The following is a 17,335-nucleotide window of genomic DNA, read 5'->3' on the forward strand; positions in this document are numbered from 1 at the left end:
AAATAGGGTGAATCCTCTCCAAATGATTAAAAACCATAAAGGCTATTTGTTATTGCAAGTAGCTAATAAACTAATTTTTGGAGTTTCATTTTTTGCTTTAGCTTCTTTTGTGACGTTAAAAGAACTAGGTGAGTGGGAAATATTTATAACCACTGTTTATGTTTTGATACCTTTAATTTCACTTCAATTGCATACTGCTGTATTTAGGTTTATTGGAGAGTCTTTGTATGTTCAAACGATTCATGCGATAGTGAATCGTAGTGTTTATTTTTTGCTCTTTTCTGTGGTTTTATTTCTTTTGGCGCAACATTCAAACTCAATTCTTTTTTTTATTCCTTCCTACGTTGCTGCGATTTTGTATGGGCTTTTTATAATTGAATTTCTTAAAGGTCGTGGTGAATTGTTTAAAAGTTCTGTTGTGGAATTTTTTATCATTTCGCTTTCATATATAGCTGGTATTTTTTCATTGTATGTTGATTCTGGACTTCCATATTATGAAGTAATAACTCTGACCGCAATTCTAGCCTCCATAATTTTTCACTTGTATTTCAAGAGAACTTTAAGTGCAGGTGCAAAAATAAACATCGTGCTTCTAAAAAAAATGTCTATATATAGTGTAGCTTTAATACCAAATGCTCTTTTATGGTTGCTTTTGAATTCAGGTTTTAAATACATTATTCTCTTGAAAACAAACTTAGTTCATTTAGCAATTTTTTCAATAAACTTTAGGTTATCTTGGGCTTTACCTATTTTATTTTCTGTAATTATTGTTGTTATCCAAAATCAAGCACTAGCCGTTTACAGAAAGAATAAAAATGTAGAAGTATTTTTACTAAATAAATCAGTAGAAATTGGAGTTATATTTTTATTGATAGGAATAGTTGTGTGGGGAGGGGTTCTTTATGCCAAGGATTATTATAATGTGGATAATTCAATCCTAATTAATGTCGACAGTGAGTTGTTGTTTGTTTTGTTGGTATCTTCGATTTTGTTTATATTAAGCTCAGTACTAGGGCTTGTTTATATTGTTTATAAAAAAACTAGCTTAGCGTTGTCCTCAATATTGGTTTCATCATTGATATCAATCTTAGGTTCCTATCTCTTTATTGATAGTTTTGGCCTTTATGCTGTTGCTTATGCATTGCTTTTGGGAAGTTTTGTCAATGTTATGATGCGTTATTACGATTTAAGAAGGCTAAGTGTTCAATGATTAAATATATGAAAAAAAGTGTATATAAGTTTTTATGTAAACACTCTAAAAAATCAAAAATAGCAACTTTTCTGTTACTTAGGCCTAAATTAATGTTTGTTGATAAAGAAACGAGTTCAGAAATAAAATGGCTGTGGAAGTGTGCATTTCAAGGAGTTTATTACAGAGGGGGTAATGAAAATTGTCTATTTTTGAAAAATGCTCATATTGCCGAAAAGGGATTGCAGAGTTTTGAAAGAGAGGCTGGACGCTCTAAGGCAATCATTAGCTATTTGTCTAAGATTGGCGGGGCGAGCATAAGCAGGGAACAGTTGGTATATAGAGATAAAATAGTTAGAAGCTATAATTTACTTCAAAAAAAGGAAGGTGGGGGGCTGCAGGATTATAGTTTTAATAAGGCTGTCCCAGTGTTTGCGAATAATGAGATTGAGACAATTGATAAGCTGATTTATACAAGAAGAAGTATTCGTTGGTTTAGTCAAAATGTACCAAGTGCTACAGTGTTAAACAAAATCTTTCAAACAGCTGTTTGGGCGCCAAATAGTTGTAATCGACAAACGGTCAGAATTTTTTACACAATGAATCCTGAGAAAGTTCAGGCGTGTATGAGTTTGAACTCTGGTGCTACTGCAATGAACCGTGCCCCAGTTTTTATAAGTTTTGTAGCTGATATGGATAGCTATATTTTGCCTACTGAAAGGCATGTGCCATATATTGATGTTTCATTGGCTGCTCAAAATGTTGTTTTAAGATCTCATGCGGAGGGCTTTTCAACTTGTGTGTTGAATTGGTCACATGCTTCAGAAGAAGCTAATAGTAAGCTAAAAAAAATATTAGGTATTCGTTCCGATAATATCATTTGTTTTAATATGGTATTGGGAGCTGCAATGTATGATGTTGAGCCGCCATATAAGTTAGGTGTAAATGAGTTTGTTAAGAAGGTGGACTGAGTGAAAATTACAGTGATTAACCATTGCAGTCATAATAAAGGGGATAATTCGGTTTTATTCTTTTTATTGAAGTTGATAGAAAAAAAGTTTAATTGCGAGGTGGTTGTTTCAATAAGTGGTGAAAGACCTTTTTGGCTAGATAATAATGTTGAAACTGTGCCTTGGGGGCGTAGAGGGCTTTTTTCTAATGCTAAGATTTTCAATTTAATTTCAAAATTTGTTATTAAATTTCAAAATGTTGTTTTGCTTCCTCTAATTTTAAAAGCTTTAAGTAATCAGTTATTTACCAAGGCGGCTAAGAATTTATTTACTTACATCTTTAATGATGACTTTAAAAAAGCTATTGAAACAAGTGATTTAATTATTAGTACAGGTGGCCATCATATTAGTACAGTGCTAGATTCTGGTGGGATGAATCAACAATTTTTGGATATGATGTACGTGAATTTACGTGGCAAATCTATGGTTTTGTGGTCACAATCAGTAGGCCCTTTGTCAGACGTTAATAAAGATTTTAAAGTTTTGTTTGGAAGAATGATACGAGACTGTAAATATGTATTTGCTAGAGGGGAATCCTCTATAGAGTGGGTGAAGCAATATTCTAGTTTTGTGGGGAAAAGTGTATTTTTAGTTAATGATACAGTTTTTTCTGCTAATCATTTTATAAATGCAAAAACAGATTTTTCGGAAGAAAAATATGTAGTTCTTTGTGTATATACTGCAGATAATAAAAGTTTAGATAGAAATTGTGAAATATATAAAAGTATTATTCGAAAAGTCATTCAGAAGTATGGGTGTAGGGTAAAAATTATACCAATGCAGTATAAAGGAATGTCTGGAGATGAAAGAGCTTTTATCATGAATATGTTAAAAGCATTACCAGGTGCAATAGTTAACCAAGTTGATGTTTTAGTCGAGGATAAAAATCCTGTTGAGACATTACGAATCTTTTCTAAAAGTTTTTGTGTTGTAACGCATAAGACTCATCCAATGATTTATGGTCTAACGATGAAGGTGCCGGTAATATCTATTTCGTATCATGAAAAATTTTTTGAGGTGATGAATGATTACGGCCTGCAAGACTATATTATAGAGCCAGATAAGTATACTGAGACAGATTTTGATAGGTTATTCTCTGATATAGAAAAAAACAGGATTTTATTAGTGGATAAAATCACAAATAAAACTGATGAAATTGCACAAGGTGTAGTTGATTCATTTATGGGTATTGAGAATAGCTTGTTATGAAAAAAGTACTTTATTTGATGCATATACCTTGGGATTGGGCAAAACAGAGGCCGCATTTTATTGCTGAAAATTTAAATAAATATTGTTCTGTTGATGTTTATAGTTTGAAGGGTTTTAATTCAAAACTTTTAAGTAAAGAGAAAAAGCCTAATTTTGTAAAAACACTTTATAGGTTGCCATTTATTAAGAGTTCTATTAGCCAAAAGTTCAATCCTTATGTTGTTGGTTTTCAATTGAGGAAGGTGTTAAAGAATTATCAATATGTATGGATAACAGATCCTTTGCTCTATAGTTATATTGAACAGATTTTGCCTGAAACCTCTTTTCTGATATATGATTGCATGGATGATCATTTGAGTTTTCCTGATTGCTTAAGCAATGTGAGAAAAAAAGAGTTTACTTACCTTTATGAGCAAAAGGTTGTTGATAGAGCCAATAAAATATTTGTAAGCTCAGGTTATTTAAAGAATGTTTTAATAGAGCGTTATGGGCATCATGATTATCATGTGTTGAATAATGGTGTTAAATCTGGTTTTAATAATGAAGTTGAAATAGATATCTATGATAAATATTCTATAAATAGGAATGCTAAAGTTGTTACTTATGTGGGCACAATTTCTGAGTGGTTTGATTTTGATTTAATATTGAATTCACTAAAATGTGATTCGACTATCTGCTATTTACTCGTCGGGCCATCTGATGTGGATATTCCATCTCACCCAAATATTCTTCATGTTGGGCCAGTAAGTCATAATAAAGTTTTTCCAATAATGTCTGCTTCAGACGCTCTTATAATGCCATTTAAGCTTAATCAATTAATTAGGTCTGTTGATCCGGTTAAGGTTTATGAATATATCAAAGTTAATAAACCAACTGTGGTCATAGATTATGATGAAGTAAAAAAATTTGATAAATTTATATATCTATATTCTTGCAAAGAAAAATTTTTTGATTATATGTCAAGCTTGGTTAATGGCGGTTTAGGGCCTAAAGCATCTCAAGAAGAGTCGGTTGAATATATTTCAAATAGTACCTGGGAAGTTAGAGCAAAAGAGATAAATTTAGTTTTAGATAATAAAATATGAAAAACTATGATGTAGATGTTGTTGTATTAAATTATAGAAATTATGAGGATACGATTGACTGTATTTCTTCGTTACTTAAGAGTAGTTGTTTAAGATTTAGGGTAATCGTTATTGATAATAATTCGGGCAATGAGTCAATCGAAAAGATTAATAGTTTCTTGTTGGATTTTGGTGAGTATGCAGGAGTAGCTTCTTTAAAAGAATTTAAACGGGATTCTGGGCTTGAAGCTAGGTTTTTTTTAGTTAAATCTGATGAAAATTTAGGCTATGGTGGTGGTAATAACTTGGGTATTGAGTTGTCGCTCCATTTGAATTCTAGTCGTTATATATGGGTTTTGAATAATGATACTGTTGTAGATTATTTGGCAATGGAGTCGTTGATAAAAAAAATGGACAAAGTTAATTCCTTGATATGTGGGTCGACAATTTATTATCAACATAGTAAAAGTATCCAATGCTACTCTGGGGCTATATTTAACGATTATTTAATGACTTCGAAATATATTAATTTGGCTGGTCTGTCTGAAGGTGAAGTTGAAAAAAAACAAAGTTATATTTGTGGTGCATCAATGTTCTTCAGGAAAGAGTATTTTTTAAGATATGGAATGTTTGATACAAGATATTTTTTATATTTTGAAGAAATGGATTTAGCTAAAAGGCTACCCAAATACTCTTATTTACTCGCATACTCAGAAGATAGTATTGTCTATCATAAGGAAGGGGCTGTTGCGGGATCATCAAATAATACTTGTTATAAAACTGAGTTGTCAGAGTACCATAGTTTTAGAAGTAGGATAAAGTTTACCAAAAAACATTTTCCTTTACGTTTGCCAATAATTTATTGTTTAAGTTCAGTCTATATTTTGCATAGGTTAGTTATTGGAAAATTTTCGAATGCAAAAGTCATATTCAAGGCAACGCTTTTTTCATGATTGCTTTGTCGTTTTTTTTGTTTCTATTTGCTGTCTTTTATTTGTTGAGTAAGCTCGGATTTAAGTTTTCATTATTGCACTTCTTGTTGCTTGGATTTACTTTTAAGTTGACTGGGCTGTTTTTAATGGGAGTTGATGACGGAGAATACACTTCATTTGAATATTTTTTATATTTTTTAGTTTCGTTTTTATTAGGTATTGCTGTAGCTTCAGCATTAAATCAGAGGTCCATAAAAAAAATTGAGAGAAAAAAGGTAATTAGGATTGAAGGGTTTTCTTCTTTTAGGATTGACTTTTTTTTTCTTTCCATTGTGCTTATAGGTTTTTGCGTGTATCACTACTTCATTGTTGGTATCCCGCTTTTTAGTGAAGAGGTGGAAACTCTTCGGTTTCAGGCCTCTCATTCGGGTTTTTTTGGATTGCCTAGCAGGATTGTAAATTTTTCTATTTTGTTTTATCTAGTGCTCTTGCTAGTTTTGTATTATTTCAAATTCATTAATATTAAGGTATTGTTAGTATTTATAATTTTTCCGATATTAGTAATACTTTTTGCTGGTTTTAAGTCGTCAATTGTCGTAATTATACATTTACTAATATTAACGTACAGGTTAACTGATAACCGGATTAAATTTTTTTATATGGTTGTCGCGCTAGTGCCAGTTGTTATATACGTATTCTTTACTTTTTCTCAATATAAAACACTTCAAGACCAAGATTTATTTGTTTATATTCTTAACCGGTTAACTGTTATTAATGCTAATACTTTTGACTATATTATTGATGTTTTTCATTCAGATTATTCTTTTGGATATGGTTATGGAGTATTGAATGATCTTGTCTATCCGTTTATGAGGTTGATTGGTAATAGTGATGTTTACACTGTTAATACTGCGCTCTCAGCAAGTTTCTATGGAGTGGAACTTGGTGATTTTACTGTTCCGGTTACTCCAAGTATTTTTGGGTATTTCTATCTAGAGTTTGGTTTTATTGGTGCGGTTATTTTATCTTTTTTGTCCGGTTGGCTTTATGTCTACACATATGTCTGCGCAAACAAAAGTAGAACAATGCTTAAAGCATCTCTATTCCTTTTTTCTGAGTATATGTTGTTTATTGCATATGGATCAGGTAATCCGGTTTATGTGTTGGTTAATTATTCTATTGGTATTGGAATCATTGTTCTAATTTATTTGATGATCAAATTTTTACGACAACTGTTATTTAGTTCACACAAAGCAAAAGTTGTATATAGTCGCGATATATAGAAAGGAATTTATGAAAATAGTTTTCTTAAGTGTTTTTAATTATGGTAGTAACATAGGTGGTATTGAAAACCACATTTATTTTATTTCGCAAGAGCTGCAAAAGCTTGGAAATGACATTACTATTGTTCAGCCTATCGATGATGATTTTATGCAAAAGGAATCGATTGTCGTTGATGGAGTAAGCGTTCAGTACGTACCTGTTAAGTCTCCGCGGATTTTCAAATGGACAAATAAATTTAATGGTGCCAAGTTCGGTGGCTTCTTGTCAGCTTTTTTAAATAAAGCAAAATTTGTTATAGGGCGAAAAAAAATTGCAAAAGAGATTGCTTTATTGAAGCCTGACTTGGTGCATCAGCATGATTTTATAAGCAATATGTTTACTACAAAATATTTGAATAATGAAGGTGTGAAATGCATATTAACTAACCATACCGGTGAGTACTTGTTTTTTAGAAAGTATTTTATTGGGCGGTGGTTGTTAAAATATTTGCTTTCCCATTTTAGGTTTATTATTGGGCCGAGTAAGGAGCTTACTCCAAATTTTCTTGTACCGTCAAAAACAATTCATAATGGAGCTGATTTAAATTTCTTTAAAAGTTTATCTTTAGAGGACAAAAATAAAATCAAAATCGCTATGGGGATTTCCGTTGATGATGTAGTTATTTCTTGTCCAAGGCGTTGGGCTCCTACTAAGGGGGTTGTCTATCTTGTTAAGTCAATAATTGATAATGAGTTAGAGTTTAAAAAGAGAAAGGCCGTTTTTTTATTTGCCGGTAGTGATTATGAAGGATATCCCAAATATCTTGAGGAGATTAAGTCGCATTTATCTAAGTTAAATGATGGTAGTCTTGTTAGGTTACTCGGGAATTTAAATATTGATGAAATGAAATGCTTGTATCAAGTTAGTGACATCGTTGTTATTCCCTCTTTAATGGAGGCAGTTTCTCTTGCTGCAGTCGAAGCAATGTCAACAGGAGTTCCCGTTGTGGCTACTGACGTAGGAGGAATGCCAGAGCTGATAAAAGATAGGGAGAACGGCCTGTTAGTAAAGCCCGAAAATAGCAATGAGTTGTACTTGGCGGTTGAAGAGTTATTAGATAATCGTAAATTATACGAGGCTATAAAAAAGAAGAGCTTAGCAACATCTAAAAAATATGATTGGGCTTATATAGCAAAAGAGACTGATAAAATTTATAAGATGATTTCTGAGCTGAATTAATTCAGACCAAATCTGACATATCTTATTGAAAAAGATAGTGTAAAATCAAAGCGCCCCATTTAATGCGTTTTGATTAGTAAGCGTTTTTGTTTATGAATCCCTTGAAAATAGTGAGTACTATAATCTTAATGTCTAGCCATAGAGACCAGTTATTGATGTAATGAAGGTCGTATTCGATTCTTTTTTCAAGGGAAGTGTCTCCTCTCCATCCATGAATCTGTGCCCATCCAGTAATCCCAGCCTTGACCATGTGCTTTTGCATGTAACGAGGAATTTCTTTTCTGAATTGTTCTACAAAAACATCTCTTTCTGGTCTTGGGCCAACAATCGACATATCACCATTAAGCACATTCAAAAATTGGGGTAATTCATCTAAACTGGTAGATCTAATAAAGCGTCCAAATTTTGTGTTTGTTTTGTCTTTTGCACAGCCCCAGTGCACATTATTTTTTTCTACGTCAACAGGCATGGAACGAAATTTAAGCATATTAAAATTTTCACCATTCCAGCCAATGCGGCTTTGACGGTAAAGTATGGGGCCGGGCGAAGAGAGTTTAACTCCTATGGCCAAGGTAAGCATGACTGGGCTTATTAGAAGTAAAATAATGCTTGATAGTGCAATATCTTCAATTCGTTTAATAAGGAGTGCTGTGGTACTGTTTAAAGGAGAGTCAAATACACTAATTACAGGTATGCCTTTTAAATTTATCCATTGGGCATGCATTAGGTCGAAGCTAAATAGATTAGGAATATATTTTACTACAACCGTGCTATTAGTAAGTTGATTGAGTAATGATTTTATTTTTAGCTCAGTTCTTAAGGGTAAGCATATGTATAGTTCGTTGAATTGGTGGTTTTGGGCATCCTTGATTGCTTGATCGATCGTGCCTAATACTGGAATTTCATTAATATTGGTGTTTAGTATTTTAGGGTTGTCGTCATAAAAGCCAATGACACGATAGCCTAACCATGGTGTTTCTTTAATTGTTTGAGCAAGGTGTTGGCCTATTTTCCCTGCTCCTACAATAGCTATTGTTCTACAGTTTCTTCCTTGTAATCGGTAATAACCAAGGAGAATGCGAATCGCAAGTCTATAGCTGATAAGTATCGCAGGTGTTACCAATGCCCAGATTATAACAGTTAGACGAGAAAGGTTAGCCGTGTCTTTATATAAAAAGGAGATTAGAATCAAAATAAGCCATGTTAACGTCCAGGCTTTTAGTATGAGAATGACGCTATTAAAAAAAGGTCGTCCACGCCAGTTTCGGTACGTCCCCACCATCTGAGCCGCTGTGACGAAAATAAAGCCGCCTAAAGTTCCCATGATTGTATAGCGATCATGCCAGTCTATATTTGCTATAGAGACTACCGTGAGATAGAGTAAAACAGGTGGCAGTATAATATCTATTATTCTATGTAGCCATACAAAGCCAGAGTTGTCAGGTTTGATATTGAATTGCATAAACTCTCTTCATAAATTTTATTGCTGGTCTTTGGTTTTCAAGATTATACGTATAATTAAGCGCTTCGGGTTAAGTATGTTGCCATTAAATTGTAGCAATTTAAGTTAGGGTGTTTATAATCGGTTTATCATTAAAATCTAAGTGGAAGTTAAGGGTGTGAGAATTTTACTGGTTGGTTTCTTAATTTTGGTTTCATCATGGCAGGTACAAGCTTTTACGCCGACGGAAGAACAAATTCAAATGTTTCAAAGTCTGTCAGATAAAGAAAAGCAGGTGTTAATTGAAAAATACCAGTCGGGTTCTGCAATTAGCACTAAACAAAAAGTAGAAAGACCAGTAGATACTGTCATTCCGTTAAGTTTTGAGAGGGCGGGCGGGGATCATGTAAATGATGGCGCTCAATTGCAGATTAATTCTAAAGCTGATAAAGAAATTCTAAAATCAGTTCTGAAAGATGAGCATCTTTCGGAATCTTTGTTTTCTGATTTTAATAACTTTGCGCAAACTAAGTTGCCTCCAAAAGAGAAGTTGCATCCTTTTGGTTATAAATTATTTGCGGGTATGCCAACTACTTTTGCTCCTGTCAGCAGTATTCCTGTGCCAACTGACTACATTCTCGGTGTTGGCGATCAAATTAAAATCAATCTTTTTGGTACTAAAAACGAGTCTTATGATTTGGTTGTTGATCGTAATGGTCAATTAAATATTCCTAGTTTGGGTCCTGTTTCTGTTGCGGGTCTATCTTTTAACGAAGCCAAAGTTTTTTTAACTGATAAGTTGCGCACATTAGGTGTCGGGGTGGAAACCTCTATAGCGATGGGTGAGTTGCGTTCATTTAGGGTTTTTGTTTTAGGTGAATCGCGTACACCGGGATCTTATTTGGTGAGCGGTATGGCGACGATGACTCACGCGCTCTATGTCAGTGGTGGTCTAAGCGATATTGCTTCTTATCGAAATATTCAATTGAAGCGTCGTGGTAAATTGATTAAAACTTTAGATCTCTATGATTTGATGTTGCGAGGCGATACATCTGATGATACGCGCTTACAGCCAGGCGATACGGTTTTTATTCCACGAGTGCAAAAACAAGTTTCAATTCAGGGCGAGGTGCTAAAGCCTGCGCTGTATGAGTTAAAGAATGAAAACTCACTGAGTTCCGTAATAGGTTTAGCGGGCGGATTGTCTAAAAACGGTTATTCAAAGTCTGTGACTGTTTCACGCATTACAGCACCGGAAGTCCGTCAAAGTTTTAGTCTTGATTTAAATGCTGATAAAGGTAAAAAGTTCCACGTGGAGAATGGTGACAGTATTACTGTAGCTAAAGTAGAAGGTGAGACGGATGATTTGGTTAAGCTTTCGGGTGAGGTCTCGCTTGAAGGTGTTTTTGCCGTAAATTCAGATACTAAGCTTTTAGACGTTTTGTCATCGCGCAAACAATTTACCAATGATGCGGATTTAGAGGCGATTTTAATCAAGCGACAAACGGATATTGCGGGAAAATATTCTGTTCAAAGCGCTAGCTGGTTAAAAGCGGTGGCTAATCCCGATGCTAAAGATAATATTGGTTTAGCGCCTCGGGATGAGCTGATTGTTCTATCTAAAAAAGATGCAGAGCTGCGCAAAACACAAGTGCAAGTGGTTATCGATGCGCTTGATAAACAAGAGGTGTTGAAAGCACCAAATACTAAAGTACTCGTTAACGGTCCGGTAAAGTTTCCAGGTAGCTATCCTTTAACTGAAGGAATGCATGTTAGTGATTTGATCGCATTAGGTGGTGGTTTATTGCCATCGGCGATGTTGCAGGAGGTTGAGGTTGTACGTTACCAGGTGATTGATGGTGAGAAGCGTCAAATCAAAACTTTAACTTTAAACCTAGAGAAAGCTATAGCAGGTGATGAGAAAAACAATATTGCTTTACAGTCTTATGATGCTTTGAGTATTAAGCGTGTTACGGATTGGGAGGACGCATCAAGTGTTGTGGTTGTTAAAGGCGAGGTGGCTTATCCGGGTACCTATGTTATTAAGCCGGGTGATACGTTGGAAAATTTATTGACTCGTGCCGGTGGTTTTACCGAATGGGCGGCCCCGCAAAATGTGGTGTTTACCCGAGAAAGCCTGAAAGATAAAGAACGTCAAGAAATGGATGCAATGGCTGACGAGTTGGAAAAAAATCTATTGTTTTCTATCAAGCAAAATAGTGGCACGGAAGGTACTAACGCCAACAGCGCTCAAGCACTTGTTGCTTTGGGGCAAAGCCTTGTACAAAAGGTAAAAGAAACGCCTGCTGTGGGACGTCTGGTTGTCGGTTTAAATCCTGAAGAGTTGGAACGTTATCATGCAACCTTGCAGTTAGAGTTGCGTAATGGTGATGAGTTATATATCCCTAAGCGCGCCAATGAAATTGTAGTCATGGGAGAGGTTTCTCGTCCTGCATCCTTGTTGTATCAAAAAAATCTTTCACTTCAAGATTATCTTAAGCAATCAGGGGGTATTACAAAGCGCGCCGATGACGAATCGATTTACGTTGTTCGCGGTGATGGTTCGATTGTACCCTATGAAGCTGGTGCCTTTAGTCTGATGTCGAACGATTTTGTCTTAAAGCCAGGGGACACCATTGTTGTGCCAATGGATGTTGAACGCATGAGTCCATTAGTGACCTGGACAGCGGTGACCAAAATTTTGTCTAACCTAGCAGTTACAGCGGCAACCTTGCAGACTTTGGGGGTGATTAATTGATGGCGGATAATCAACAGCTGCGAGCGAGTCCTTCAAACAATAAGATTGAACTGACTGCAGAAGAATTAAGAAAAATTTTGGATAAATCAACGTCTAATTATGTCGATGACGAAATTGACCTTGCTGAATTGTGGTCAGCAATTTGGTCCCGAAAATGGCTTGTTTTATTGATTACTTTTATAACCACTGTATCGGCGATTTTTATCAGTGTTCAGATGACACCAAAATATGAAGCCAGTGTTAAGTTAATGCCGGTGTCTTCTGATGGTGGTGCTTCTGGTTTAATGGCTAAATATGGTGGGCTTGCTAGTTTGGCTGGGATTTCATTGCCATCCGGCGGTGATGTTCCTGTAGCTGCTGAAGCTGTAGAAGTATTAAAATCGAAGCGCTTTATTGCTGAATTTATTGCAGAGAAAAACCTAAAGCCGGTTTTGTTTAATCAAAATTGGGATGCCGATAAGCAGCAATGGATTGATAAACCGTCAATAGTGTCATCTATCAAGGCTTCTATCTTTGGTGATATCGATAAGCAAACAGGCGTCTATTCCTACCAAGGTAAAGAAAAGTTATTGCCTGGTGAGCCTTCGATTTATGAGGCGGTAGATTTGTTTCTAACCAATATTTTAACCGTAAGTGAAGATTCAAAATCTGGTGTGTACAGCTTAACTGTCAAATGGTCCAATCCTGTTGAAGCTCGCGATTGGGCAAATGAATTGGTTCAGCGTGTGGATGAAGAGTTGCGTCAAAAAGCCTTGCAGGAAGCGCAGGCCAATATAGATTTTATGAACTCAAAACTTACTGATATTCAATTGCAGGATATTCGCAATATTGCCTTAAAAAGTATTGAAGAGAATCTAAAGAAGATCACTTTTGCACAAGTGCAAAAAAATTATGTATTTAAAGTGATTGATCCTGCAATAGTAGCTGAACAACCGGTAAGTCCAAAAAAGACTTTAATGGTGGCAGTGGCTATGGTGTTAGGATTGATGCTAGGGGTTTTCTTGGCGTTGATTTTGAATTGGCGCGCAGGCTCAAAAGCTTAATCCTTCTTAAGGATTGGGTTCAATGATATTTAGCGGTTGTTCCATCGATTTATATGGAACTATCAATTAATGGCTTTGATTGTGAGCAAGTAAACATCTTCTTTATAGGCTTTCCGAATCTAAATAGCCTTCATGGCAGAGTGAAATAATGAAAATACTGCATTAAATTTTGATTAAATTGTTTACATTGTTGAATTTTTTATAAATAATGGCAGCAGTGATGTTTTTTTTTGGTTTAAGTCGAGGGGAATGGCGATGAAATCACTTTCTAAATTATTTGCGGTAGCTTTGGTTGCTATGATGTTTTCTGGTGTAGTTAATGCAGGTCCGGCTGCAGGTGTTGTTTCGGGAAGTGCCGGAGGCACTGGTGGAGCTGGTGCGGCTGGAGCTGGTGCGGCTGGAGCTGGAGCTGGTGCGGCTGGTTCGGTAGCTGCGGCAACTGGTGCAGCTGTTGGTGGTATTTCTGCTACGGTTGCTGCGGCAACGGCAGCGATTGTTGCGGCAACAGCGGTTGCAGTTTCTGCAAGCAATGACACAACAACGACAGTAACATCAGCACCATAACTTAGGGTTATTGTTGGGTTTAATGATAAGCCGCCTTGATTGGCGGCTTTTTTATGGCGGCTATGAAACATACTCTATTATTTCTTTTGCTATTATTGGCAGCTGGTTGTTCTACCAATCAATCTGAAAAAAGCTATTTTGATAATTTTTATGAGACTTATTTGGCGATTAAAGAGCAGCAGAATCCACTGACTTGGCAACAAGGGCAGTCTTTGCCCTATGCTAGTATTCGAACCATGGTTAATGATGGTACGCCTGTATTGATGGTGTTGGGGTATCTCGTTGATAATCAACAGAAGTGGTATAGCAAGAATCGTTTTAGTTTCACCTCTGAAAATGGCCGCGTTGTGCAAGTATATAATGTGAGTTCGGAGATATCTTCTATTCGTCCATCACCGATCTGGCAAAATTTACAGCTTGCTTCAGTGAAGTTGAATCAAGTCATTACTATTCCTATGTTTATAGATTTCTTGTCATCTAAGCGCATTGATGTGAAAGCCAGTGTTCGCATTCAGGGTGATGGCTACGAAGAGCGTCAACTGTTTGGCAAATCTGTTAGATTGTTTAGGGTTTCGGAACAATTGACGATCCCGTCAATGAATTTCAGTTATACCAATTATTATTGGAAGGATGTTTCTACAGGTTTTATCTGGGAGTCCATTCAAAAATGGGGGCCCGATGTGCCAAAAATTCATTATCAAGTGATTAAACCATGGATCAATACCATACCAGAATTTATCGCGCCTTGAAGCTGTTATTCTTCGTTTCTATTTGTGCTGGTATTCCCTCGATCAGTAGTGCTTTTACTGTTCAAGTCGATGGGTGCGTTGCCGAGCCAAAAATATTTCAAGTGGATGCCAAAATTTCATTATTAGATGTTCTCAAAAATACAGAGCTGACATCTTGTGCCTATGTGCTTGGTACTAGTTGGAGTATGGCTTCCTTAGAGCAGCAGCAAGCACAGCAGAAACGGGCGTTATTGTCACAAATAGAGCATGAGATGTCAGAGGCAGATTCGGCCGCAACTATTGAATATTTACAAGCATTATTCGAGTTAATCGTCAAACAACCCGTTACAGGTAGGGTTCTTCCTTCTGATTTTGACTCATTTCATGTTGAGGCGATGCCGCAAAAAAACCGTGTCCTGACTCAAGAATCTACCATTTATTTTCCAAGCCAGCCTAAAAAAATCAACTTAGTTGGTTTTTCGCAGTCGCAAAGGACTTATGACTCTGATTTGAGTACTACCGATATTTATAATGAAATGGATATTTGTTCTGATTGTACGCATGGTTGGTTATGGTCGGTACAACCCGATGGGGAGGTAAAAAAACATAAAGTTGGCGTCTGGACGACAGGAAAAAATTATGTTGCACCGGGTGGCTGGTTGATATCCCCTTTATCAGGGGTTGATGATTCTTTTTATCAGCAGTTGACTTTATGGTTGGCTACTCAGGAAGTTTTACAATGAATTGGTTTCCCCTAAAAGGTAGCGTTAGCAATTTTTCACTTTCTGTAATGCTTTTGGGTGGAATACTGCTAAGCGATTTTTCAAACGCAAAATCTTTGAGAGTTACGCAAAATGCTAATGGGCCAACGGGCTTGGTTATGATGCCAACTGCTCGAATGTTTGATGAAGGTGAGTGGAGTATTCAATTTTCTGGTGACCATCCCTATACGCGTTATGTAGTTACCGCTCAGCCATTGCCATGGCTACAGGCGTTGTTTAAATATACCGATATCGCCACCAAACCTTATGGCCCAGCAAGTTTTTCCGGAAGTCAGACGTATAAAGATAAATCGACGGATATTAAAGTCCGTCTGGTAAAAGAAACCTATTTTTTGCCAGAGGTATCCTTAGGAATTAATGATATTGGTGGAACAGGTCTGTTTTCCGGTGAATACTTAACTGCCAGTAAACAAATTAAAAATATGGATTTCACCCTGGGAATGGGGTGGGGTTATCTGGGTAAGCGTGAGCACTTAAAAAATCCATTCACCTATCTATCAAGTTTTTTTGATTCCCGAGCATCGCTAACAGGAAATGCCGGTAACTTGACTAAGTTTAAACCGTTTTCAGGAAAAGGTGTTTCACTATTTGGTGGCGCGGAATACCATTTCGACAGTTTGCCGTTGGTCGCCAAGGTTGAGTACGATGCCAATAATTACCGAAATGAACCTGCAGGTGGAGACCTGAAACAGGACATTCCAATCAATTTTGATGTTGTTTATTCCCCAAGCAAACATGTTGATTTACATGCCGGAGTTGTTCGCGGCAATACTTTGATGCTGGGTCTTAGTTTACGCACTAATTTAACTTCAAAAGGCCCTGAAAAGTATTTTGATCCAAAGCCGGTTGAGGTTAATGATTCTACTGTCTATAAATCCACAAGAGATTGGAAGGATGTCGCTAATGAGATTTCACTATCATCCGGTTATGCTGTTGAGTCGATTGAGAAGGGAGACGGTTCAGTAATTGTGTCTGGGCAGCCTAAAGCATTTCAGGATAGTGCTATGGGAATTGGGCGTGTAGCCCGAGTGTTGGTCAATCAAGAAGAGCTTGAAGATGTTAATAGTATAGTTGTTAGTGATACAGCATTTGGGCAAGAAGTTGTGGCAGTCAAGCTCGATAAGGCAACTTTTGAAAAAGCTGCCAATCTTGAGATTGATCAGAGCGAAATCCTTGAAAAAACGGAGTTTTTACCGGGTAGTGAAAAGCAAAATTCAGACAGTGTGAAATCTATGTTGTTTGATTCTAAACAACATCGCTTTAACTACCAAATACTCCCTTTTTTCGCAGCAAGTTATGGTGGTCCAGATTCTTTTGTTTTGTATCAGTTGGGTCTCAGTCTCGATACGAATTATTTTTTGAACAAGAATCGCTGGGCCAGTGGCTCTGTTCAGCTTGGGTTAGCTGACAATTATAATCTCTACAAAGTTGATGGCTATTCAAAATTGCCGCCTGTTAGAACATATATTAAAGACTATCTAAAAACTTCCAAGTTGCGGATTCAGAATCTTCAATTTAATGATTTTGAGAAGTTGGGTGATAACTGGTTTGCAATTGGTTATGCCGGTTATTTGGAATCGATGTATGCAGGGGTTGGTGCCGAGGTGATGTATCGTCCGTTAGGTAATTGGGCGGTTGGGTTAGATTTAAACCATGTCAAACAGCGAGATTTCGATCAGCGATTCGGTTTGCGGGATTATTCAGTGACTACAGGGCACCTTACAGGTTATTACGAGAACAAGGACGATATCTTGTTTAAAGTCTCTGCAGGGCGCTATTTGGCTAAAGATGTCGGTGTTACGATTGATTTTAGTAGAAAGTTTAGAAGCGGCGCTCGCTTAGGTTTCTGGGCAACAAAAACAAATGTATCGGCTGAAGATTTTGGTGAAGGTAGTTTTGATAAAGGTTTTTATATGACCTTTCCAATGAATTTATTTACTTTCAAATCAACGCGAGATACCGCTAATTTTAGATGGCAGTTCTTAACTCGTGATGGTGGTCAGAAGTTAGTCAAAAAATATGAGTTATATGATATGACTGATACAAGAAGTCTTAAGTTTATGAAAAACTCATTTGATCATGTTCTTCGTTAATGGCTTAGAATACAAGCTTA

14 protein-coding genes are annotated in these 17,335 nt (G+C 36.3%); 12 read left to right on the forward strand and 2 right to left on the reverse strand.

From position 1 onward, the window contains the following. The first annotated feature begins 22 nt into the window (after window positions 1-22). Genes FE785_RS02270 through FE785_RS02300 form a run of 7 tightly spaced genes read left to right on the forward strand, consistent with a single transcriptional unit; the run spans window position 23 to window position 7,906 of the window. Window positions 23-1,210, forward strand: a complete 1,188-nt coding sequence (locus tag FE785_RS02270) for a polysaccharide biosynthesis protein (protein WP_138564002.1) — start codon at window positions 23-25, stop codon at window positions 1,208-1,210. Beyond that, entirely contained in the window at window positions 1,207-2,160 is a 954-nt protein-coding gene (locus FE785_RS02275) for a nitroreductase family protein (RefSeq protein WP_138564004.1), read from the forward strand. Before FE785_RS02270 ends, FE785_RS02275 begins: the two co-directional genes overlap by 4 nt. Next, a complete protein-coding gene (locus FE785_RS02280) occupies window positions 2,161-3,408 on the forward strand; it encodes a polysaccharide pyruvyl transferase family protein (protein ID WP_138564006.1) in 1,248 nt (415 codons plus the stop codon). It begins immediately after the preceding gene. Then, on the forward strand, window positions 3,405-4,493 hold the full coding sequence (locus tag FE785_RS02285) for a glycosyltransferase family protein (protein WP_138564008.1): 1,089 nt from the start codon (window positions 3,405-3,407) through the stop codon (window positions 4,491-4,493). The genes FE785_RS02280 and FE785_RS02285 overlap by 4 nt, the downstream gene beginning before the upstream one ends. Beyond that, window positions 4,490-5,425, forward strand: a complete 936-nt coding sequence (locus FE785_RS02290) for a glycosyltransferase family 2 protein (RefSeq protein WP_138564010.1) — start codon at window positions 4,490-4,492, stop codon at window positions 5,423-5,425. Before FE785_RS02285 ends, FE785_RS02290 begins: the two co-directional genes overlap by 4 nt. Beyond that, window positions 5,422-6,687 carry an O-antigen polymerase gene (locus FE785_RS02295; protein ID WP_138564012.1) on the forward strand — a complete coding sequence of 422 codons (1,266 nt, stop codon included), beginning with the start codon at window positions 5,422-5,424 and terminating at the stop codon, window positions 6,685-6,687. The genes FE785_RS02290 and FE785_RS02295 overlap by 4 nt, the downstream gene beginning before the upstream one ends. 10 nt (window positions 6,688-6,697) lie before the next feature. Beyond that, window positions 6,698-7,906, forward strand: a complete 1,209-nt coding sequence (locus tag FE785_RS02300; RefSeq protein WP_138564014.1) for a glycosyltransferase family 4 protein — start codon at window positions 6,698-6,700, stop codon at window positions 7,904-7,906. A gap of 73 nt (window positions 7,907-7,979) precedes the next feature. Here FE785_RS02300 and FE785_RS02305 read toward each other — a convergent pair whose 3' ends face one another. Further along, window positions 7,980-9,368 (reverse strand): undecaprenyl-phosphate glucose phosphotransferase, encoded by a 1,389-nt coding sequence (locus FE785_RS02305; protein ID WP_138564016.1) that lies wholly within the window; start codon window positions 9,366-9,368, stop codon window positions 7,980-7,982. Between the two features lie 157 nt (window positions 9,369-9,525). Here FE785_RS02305 and FE785_RS02310 point away from each other — a divergent pair, with 157 nt between their 5' ends. Then, on the forward strand, window positions 9,526-12,105 hold the full coding sequence (locus FE785_RS02310) for an SLBB domain-containing protein (RefSeq protein WP_138564018.1): 2,580 nt from the start codon (window positions 9,526-9,528) through the stop codon (window positions 12,103-12,105). Further along, complete coding sequence (locus FE785_RS02315) at window positions 12,105-13,148, forward strand: Wzz/FepE/Etk N-terminal domain-containing protein (RefSeq protein ID WP_138564020.1); 1,044 nt, start codon at window positions 12,105-12,107, stop codon at window positions 13,146-13,148. Before FE785_RS02310 ends, FE785_RS02315 begins: the two co-directional genes overlap by 1 nt. A gap of 182 nt (window positions 13,149-13,330) precedes the next feature. Here the strand turns inward: FE785_RS02315 and FE785_RS02320 are convergent, their stop codons facing one another. Next, window positions 13,331-13,783, reverse strand: coding sequence for a hypothetical protein (locus FE785_RS02320; RefSeq protein ID WP_138564022.1), 453 nt, complete (start codon window positions 13,781-13,783; stop codon window positions 13,331-13,333). On the opposite strand from FE785_RS02320, the gene FE785_RS02325 reads away from it, so the two are divergent. From FE785_RS02325 to FE785_RS02335, 3 genes are read left to right on the forward strand one after another with little or no spacing between them, the layout of a single operon-like run. Then, window positions 13,766-14,461, forward strand: coding sequence for a YjbF family lipoprotein (locus tag FE785_RS02325; protein ID WP_138564024.1), 696 nt, complete (start codon window positions 13,766-13,768; stop codon window positions 14,459-14,461). The genes FE785_RS02320 and FE785_RS02325 overlap by 18 nt on opposite strands. Beyond that, window positions 14,425-15,183: a capsule biosynthesis GfcC family protein gene (locus tag FE785_RS02330; protein WP_138564026.1), complete on the forward strand. Its 759-nt coding sequence runs from the start codon at window positions 14,425-14,427 to the stop codon at window positions 15,181-15,183. Before FE785_RS02325 ends, FE785_RS02330 begins: the two co-directional genes overlap by 37 nt. Next, window positions 15,180-17,315 carry a YjbH domain-containing protein gene (locus FE785_RS02335; protein ID WP_168188893.1) on the forward strand — a complete coding sequence of 712 codons (2,136 nt, stop codon included), beginning with the start codon at window positions 15,180-15,182 and terminating at the stop codon, window positions 17,313-17,315. Before FE785_RS02330 ends, FE785_RS02335 begins: the two co-directional genes overlap by 4 nt. Window positions 17,316-17,335: the final 20 nt, after the last annotated feature.

The organism is Thiomicrorhabdus sediminis (assembly GCF_005885815.1).
GTDB lineage: Bacteria > Pseudomonadota > Gammaproteobacteria > Thiomicrospirales > Thiomicrospiraceae > Thiomicrorhabdus > Thiomicrorhabdus sediminis.